This window comes from Halorubrum sp. SD612 (assembly GCF_002135005.1).
The window spans coordinates 1-6,657 of the sequence record NZ_NEWI01000137.1; the positions used below are offsets into that span (position 1 = coordinate 1).

The window sequence follows — 6,657 nt, forward strand, 5'->3', positions numbered from 1 at the left end:
GCCCGGGCGCGACGGCGGCGCCGTCGCGCCCGGGCCGTCGAGCGCGGCGGCCGCGACACCGCCGGCCAACACGACCGTGATGGCGATGAGCAGGACGCCCGCGACGGGCGCCATCCCTCCGTCGGCGCGGTGAACGGCTGGTGGCACGGCGGCACTGCGGCGGGATCCGGTAAAAGGTCCCGCCAGCGGGCTCCGGAGCCGAGCCGCGTCAGACCTCGACGACGGGGCGCGGGACCGGGAGGGGTTCGATGTCGCCGAGGACGACGACGCGGGGCTCGTCGACGACCGTGATGCGGTACGTCTCGGCCGGAGAGAGCGTCCGGACGACCCCGTTCTCGTCGGTCGTGCCGATGGCCTGACTGTCGCCGTTGCCGACGGACTTGGTGACGGTGACGTCGGGGGCCGGCTCGCCCGTCTCGTCGTCGAGGACGGTCACGGTGACGGGGCCGCCCGGGTAGGTCCGGTCGACGGTGACGTTGAACCCGTCGCCGGACGCCGTGACCGGTTCGCTGTCGGGGAACGCGGACAGGTCGATGCGCTGGTGTTCGACGAACACCCGCTCGGTACCGCCGCTGACGAACGTCCGGAGGGTTCCGACCTCGTGCGGGATGGTGATCCGCTGGACCGAGCCGGCGCCGAAGGCGTCCGGCTCGCGGAGCGCCGCCGTCTCGGGGTAGGCCGCCTCGGTCACCGCGATCGCCGCGTCGTTCGAGATGTCGCCGCCGCCGCGGTCCCAGCGGTCCGTCCGGAACGCCTCGCGGACGTACTCGCCGTCGACGATCGCCGCGAGCACGACGGCGCCCTGACTCGACGCGACGTACAGCTCGTTCGGGCCGGACTGTCCGCGAGCGGTCGCGAGCGCGTGATCGCGGACCGGTCCCTCGTACGCCTGAAGCGCCACTTGGAGCTCGTCGAGCCGGCCGGGGGAGCTGAATCCGTCCGTCTCCTCGGCGAGGGCGTCGATCTCGTCGAGCCGCTCGTCGTACTCGCGGGCGGTCGCGGCCACGCGGACGAGGTCGTCGACGAGCTCGCGGTCGCTGATCTCCCCGGCCGCGTGCGCGCTGAAGGCGTTCGCCTGCCGGCTGGCCAACGCCACCTCCGCGCGCTCGACGCGGTTGATCTCCGCGAGGATCTGCTGTTGGCGCTCGACGCCCGCCTCGGCGCGTTCGATCCGGTCGACGACGGCCGCCGTCTCGAAGGCGGCGTCCGCGTCGGCGGTCGCGAACCCGAGCGACGACCCGAGGTCGGGGCCGCGGGTGTACGCGCTGACGCGCGTCGTCGCTTCGGCCGGCGTCGAGAGCGTCCGCAGCGTGAGGTTCGCCGTGTCGATCTGCGGCGCCGCCTGTCCGGCGGTCGTCGACGGCGGATCGGTCGAGGCGGCGGGATCGGCCGCCTGCGGGAAGTCGACGGGCGGCGCCGAGCCGGCGGACGGCGCCGAGCCGGCGGACGGCGAGACGGCGCCCGGGGCGGTGACGCCGGCGCCCGGGGCGGTGACGCCGGCGACCGGGGCCACGAGCAGCAGCACTGCGACCACGGCGATCGGGAGGGCTCTCATCGTCTGCGGGTTCGGCGCGCGGTACAAAAAATCCACCCACTGCGGTCGACCGCCGGCGTGGTCCGGGTCGACGGCGCCGTCGTGGGCGATTCCGTGGGCGAGGAGGAGCGGACGTTCGGCCGGGCGTCGTGTCAAAAAATAGCGTATGGAAAGCGTTTTGCCCGGCGCGGGAGTGACCGAGACGTATGCGGAACCCCGCCCTTCGCGCGCTCCTCGTCGCGCTCGTCGCGTTCGCGCTCGTCGCGAACGCCGGCGGCGCGGCGGCCGGCGCGGCTACGACTCCCTCTACCCTCGCCGCGGACGGCACCTCCACCCTCGCCGCGGACGGCACCTCCACCCTCGCCGCGGACGGCACCTCCACCCTCGCCGCGGACGGCACCTCCACCCTCGCCGCGGACGGCACGCCGATCCGCGACGCGGTCGAGGGCCCCTCGACGACGACCCGCCGACAGACCGGCGACGGCATCACGTCGCCGTCGGCGACGCGGATCCGAATCGCGCTGAATCCCGACCGCAGCGCCGACTGGACCGTCGCGGTGCGGTACTCGCTGGCGGACGAAAACGAGACCGCAGTGTTCAGGGCCGCGGGCGATCGCTTCGAGGAGGGCGAGGTCGGCCCGAACGCCGAGCTGTTCGAGGGGTTCCGCCGCGAGGCGAGCCGGAACGTCGACCGGTCGATGGCGATCCGAGACGTCGAGCGCGAGGTCGAGGTGTACGAGGACCCGGGCGAGTTCGACGTCGCCACGGAGGAGGCGGTCGCGGTCGGCGAGCTCCGGCTGCGGTTCACCTGGACGTCGTTCCTCGCGCAGGACGGCGAGAGCCTCGTCCTCGGTGACGCGCTGACGACGCCGGGCAACGAGACGTGGCTCCGCAGCCTCGAGTCGCGCCAGACCCTGGAGGTGGCGACGCCGGAGGGGTACACGGTGACGGGCACGCCGAGCAGCGCCGTGACGCAGCTCTCGGACGGCGACGTGATCGTCGAGGGGCCCCAGACGTTCGAGGGGGGCGAGCCCGTGGTGATAGTGTACGGCCCCGCGGACGTCGGCGGGCCGCCCTGGGCGATGTTGACGGCCGCAATCGTGCTCGCGGCGGCCCTCGTCGCCGGGAGCGTCGTCGGCTACCGCCGGATCAACCCCGACGGAGACGGCGCCGGGAGTCCGGTCGCGAACGGCGACGGGTCGGCGCCGAACGGCGCCGAGCGGGACCCCGCCGCCGACCCGAGCGCGGGCGGCGTGCCCGGAACCGACGCCGTCGGCGACCCCGCCGAGGAGGACGACGCCGGCGACGACGAGCCGGACCTCTCGCTGCTCTCGGACGAGGAGCGCGTCGAGCGGCTCCTCGACGCGAACGGAGGCCGGATGCGGCAGGCCGACATCGTCGCCGAGACCGGCTGGTCCGACGCGAAGGTGTCGCAGCTGCTCTCGGCGATGGCCGACGAGGGGCGCGTCGAGAAGCTCCGACTGGGCCGTGAGAACCTCATCTCGCTGCCCGACGGCGCGGAAGCGGAGGGCGACGACGGGGACGGCGGCGACGCCGGCGGCGGGGACGGTCGCAGCGACGCCGACGAGTAGCGAGACCGGTTCCGGCCGCGGGGGCTGCCGGGCCGAACGTCGACCCGACCGAACGGAAACCGCTAATCTGCCGTCGACCGTTCCGAAAACCATTACAGGGCGAGCGACCGAGTATTGATCATGAAAGTTCTGGTGACCGTCAAGGAGGTCGCGGAGGCGGACGACGACTTCGCGATCGAAGGGACCGACATCGCCGAGTCCGACCTCGAGTACGACCTCAACGAGTGGGACGACTACGCCGTCGAGGCCGCCGTCCAGCTCGCCGAGGCCGGGATCGCGGACGAGGTCGTGACCGTCACGGTCGGCCCGGAGCGCGCCGAGGAGACGATCCGGATGGCGCTCGCGAAGGGCGCGGACCGCGCGGTCCGCGTCTGGGACGACGCGCTCGACGGCGGGTTCGCGGACGTGGCCTCGAAGGTCGACCTGTTCGAAGCGGTCGTCGACGAGGAGGAGCCGGACCTGATCCTCGGCGGCGTTCAGGCCGCGGACACCGGCTTCGGCGCGACTGGCGTCGCGCTCGCGGAGCGGATCGGGTTCGAACACGCGGCGGTCGTCAACAACCTCGACGTCGACGCGGACGCGGGCGTCGCGCACGTCCACCGCGAGCTCGAGGGCGGCGTCGAGGAGCTGACAGACGTCGACCTCCCGGCGGTGTTGACGGTCCAGACCGGCCTCAACGAGCCGCGGTACGCGAGCCTCCGCGGGATCCGGCAGGCGCAGCGCAAGGAGATCGCCGCGAAGGACTTGGCCGACCTCGGGCTGGAGGCCGCCGACGTCGAGAGCGCGCTGACGGTCACCGAGATGTACGAGCCGGAGAGCGAGTCGGACGCGGAGATCATCGAGGGCGACGCCGGAGAGTCCGCGAGCCGCCTTGCCGAGGTCCTGCGGGACAAGGGGGTGGGCGCGTGATGAGCGTGCTCGTCGCCGCCGAACACCGCCGCGGAGAGCTCCGAGACGTCTCGTACGAAGCGATCACGGCCGGGCGGGAGCTCGCCGACGCGCGCGACACCGACCTCCACGTGGCCGTCGTCGCGGGCGACGTCGACCGGTTCGCGGAGGAGCTGAACCGCGAGGGCGTCGACGCGATCCACGCCGTCGCCGACGGCGAGGAGTTCGACCACAACGCGTACCAGGCGGCGGTGTCGACGCTCGCGGACCGGCTCGACGTCGGGGCGGTGGTGCTGCCCAACTCCGTCAACGGCCTCGACTACGCGCCGGCGCTCGCGGAGGACCTCGGCGTGCCGATCGTGACCGACGCGGTCGGGATCGACTACGACGACGGGCTCACCGTCACCCGCGAGATGTACGGCTCGAAGGTCGAGACGACCGTCGACGTCGCCGGCGACCGGTTCGTCCTCACGGCCCGCGGCGGCGAGTGGCCGCCCGCCGACGGGGTCGGCGACGCGACCGTCGAGACGGCCGAGGTCGACATCCCCGAGTCGGGCGCCCGCGTCACGGGCTTCGAGGAGGTCGGCGGCGGCGACGTCGACATCGCGGACGCCGACGTGCTCGTCTCGGTCGGCCGCGGCATCGAGGAGGAGGAGAACCTCGAACTGGTCGAGGAGCTCGCGGACGCGCTCGGCGCGACGCTGTCGGCGTCGCGGCCGATCGTCGACAACGGGTGGCTGCCGAAGAACCGGCAGGTCGGCCAGTCGGGCAAGGTCGTCACGCCGGACGTGTACATCGCGGTCGGCATCTCCGGCGCGGTCCAGCACGTCGCCGGCATGAAGGGGTCGGACACGATAATCGCGATCAACACCGACCCGAACGCGCCCATCTTCGACATCGCCGACTACGGGATCGTCGGCGACCTCTTCGACGTGGTGCCCGAACTCGTCGGCGAGTTCGAGTGAGCGCGTCGGCGAGTTGACCCGGGAGACCGGGCCGGAGAAACACCTATCACACTCGTCTCGGATGTGACGACTATGCCACATATTCGGGGGACGATCCACGGCGTCGCCGCGATGGTGATGCTCGTCGTCGGCTCGATGCTGACGAACACGATCCGCGAGGAGTACGAGCTGTTCGCGCAGATGGCCGCGACGACCACGCACCTGCTCGTCGACGTCGCGGAGCTGCCGGTGTCGCGGGAGATCGCCGAAGTTGTCGTGCCTCTCGGCGTCCTGATGGGCGTCTGGGTGTTCGCCTACGAGCTCCAGCGGCTCTCCCGAAGCGAGTGACACCGAAGGGGGCGGGTCGGTCTCGGTTCGTTTATCACCCCGCCGACCCTCCGATCGGGCAATGAGCGAGGCCGACGAGCAGACGGCTGCGACCGCGACCGGCCGGGAGATCTGGATCGAGAAGTACCGGCCGCAGACGCTCGACGACATCCACGGACAGGAGGAGATCGTCGAGCGCCTCCAGAGCTACATCGCGCAGGACGACGTGCCCCACCTTCTCTTTTCAGGGCCTGCGGGCGTAGGAAAAACCACCGCCGCCACCGCCATCGCCCGCGAGATCTACGGCGAGGACAACTGGCGCGGCAACTTCCTGGAACTGAACGCCTCCGACCAGCGCGGCATCGACGTCGTCCGCGACCGGATCAAGGGGTTCGCGCGCTCCTCGTTCGGCGGCGACTTCCGGATCGTGTTTCTCGACGAGTCCGACAGCCTCACGGATGATGCACAGTCAGCGCTCCGCCGCACGATGGAGCAGTTCTCCGACAACACACGCTTCATCCTCTCGTGTAACTACTCGTCGAAGATCATCGACCCGATCCAGTCGCGCTGCGCCGTCTTCCGCTTCTCGCCGCTGTCGGACGAGGCGGTCGGCGGGATGGTCCGCGAGATCGCCGCCGCGGAGGGGATCGAGGTGACCGACGCGGGCGTCGACGCCCTCGTGTACGCGGCCGACGGCGACATGCGCCGCGCGATCAACTCGCTCCAGGCGGCGGCGACGACCGGCGACGTCGTCGACGAGGAGGCCGTGTACGCGATCACGGCGACGGCCCGCCCGGAGGAGATCGAGTCGATGGTGACCGACGCGCTGGACGGCGACTTCGCGCGGGCGCGCTCGACGCTCGACACGCTGCTCACGGAGACGGGGATGGCCGGCGGCGACGTGATCGACCAGCTCCACCGCTCCGTCTGGGAGTTCGAGCTGAGCGAGCGCGAGGCGGTGCGGCTCATGGAGCGCATCGGCGAGGCCGACTACCGGATCGCGGAGGGCGCCAACGAGCAGGTCCAGCTGGAGTCGCTGCTCGCGGCGCTATCATTAGACGAATAGACTGAGGGCGGATCTCCGCTCGTTCATTTATAAACAGTCGGCCGCGGACGGATGACGAACACCGCCAAAGCCCCAGCCGCTCGTTTATAAATATCTGATCGCAGATCGGCGGCGAACACCGCCAAAGCCCCAGCCCCGAGGCGGGCGCACGCTCGCTGTCGCCCGAAAATCTTCGATTTTCGGGATGACGAGACGCCGAAGGCGTCTCGAACCACGCTCCTCACTCGGTCGCTACCGCTCCCTCGTTGCGGTGCTTACGTCGCCTGCGCCCGCCTCGCGACTGCCTCTTTGAGTCCCGCCCCGCCC

The 6,657-nt window shown here is 71.5% G+C and carries 6 protein-coding genes and 1 pseudogene; 5 read left to right on the top strand and 2 right to left on the bottom strand.

Annotated features, from left to right (window positions below; translation table 11 throughout):
- Both B9G38_RS13245 and B9G38_RS13250 read right to left on the bottom strand, forming a co-directional pair.
- Nucleotides 1-114 (bottom strand): annotated as a pseudogene (locus tag B9G38_RS13245) (type IV pilin); the annotation flags it as partial.
- Nucleotides 115-208: 94 nt separating this feature from the next.
- Nucleotides 209-1,555, bottom strand: coding sequence for a hypothetical protein (locus B9G38_RS13250; RefSeq protein WP_086220665.1), 1,347 nt, complete (start codon nt 1,553-1,555; stop codon nt 209-211).
- 185 nt (nt 1,556-1,740) lie between these two features.
- Here B9G38_RS13250 and B9G38_RS13255 point away from each other — a divergent pair, with 185 nt between their 5' ends.
- From B9G38_RS13255 to B9G38_RS13275, 5 genes are all read left to right on the top strand, one after another.
- The gene (locus B9G38_RS13255; protein ID WP_086220666.1) at nt 1,741-3,126 is read left to right on the top strand and encodes a hypothetical protein; all 1,386 of its coding nucleotides are present in this window, start codon (nt 1,741-1,743) and stop codon (nt 3,124-3,126) included.
- Between the two features lie 120 nt (nt 3,127-3,246).
- On the top strand, nt 3,247-4,035 hold the full coding sequence (locus tag B9G38_RS13260) for an electron transfer flavoprotein subunit beta/FixA family protein (protein ID WP_086220667.1): 789 nt from the start codon (nt 3,247-3,249) through the stop codon (nt 4,033-4,035).
- Entirely contained in the window at nt 4,032-4,979 is a 948-nt protein-coding gene (locus B9G38_RS13265; protein WP_086220668.1) for an electron transfer flavoprotein subunit alpha/FixB family protein, read from the top strand. The genes B9G38_RS13260 and B9G38_RS13265 overlap by 4 nt, the downstream gene beginning before the upstream one ends.
- Before the next feature lie 72 nt (nt 4,980-5,051).
- A complete protein-coding gene (locus B9G38_RS13270; protein WP_026046160.1) occupies nt 5,052-5,306 on the top strand; it encodes a hypothetical protein in 255 nt (84 codons plus the stop codon).
- Between the two features lie 61 nt (nt 5,307-5,367).
- Nucleotides 5,368-6,351 (top strand): replication factor C small subunit, encoded by a 984-nt coding sequence (locus B9G38_RS13275; protein WP_086220669.1) that lies wholly within the window; start codon nt 5,368-5,370, stop codon nt 6,349-6,351.
- The last annotated feature ends 306 nt before the right edge of the window (nt 6,352-6,657 follow it).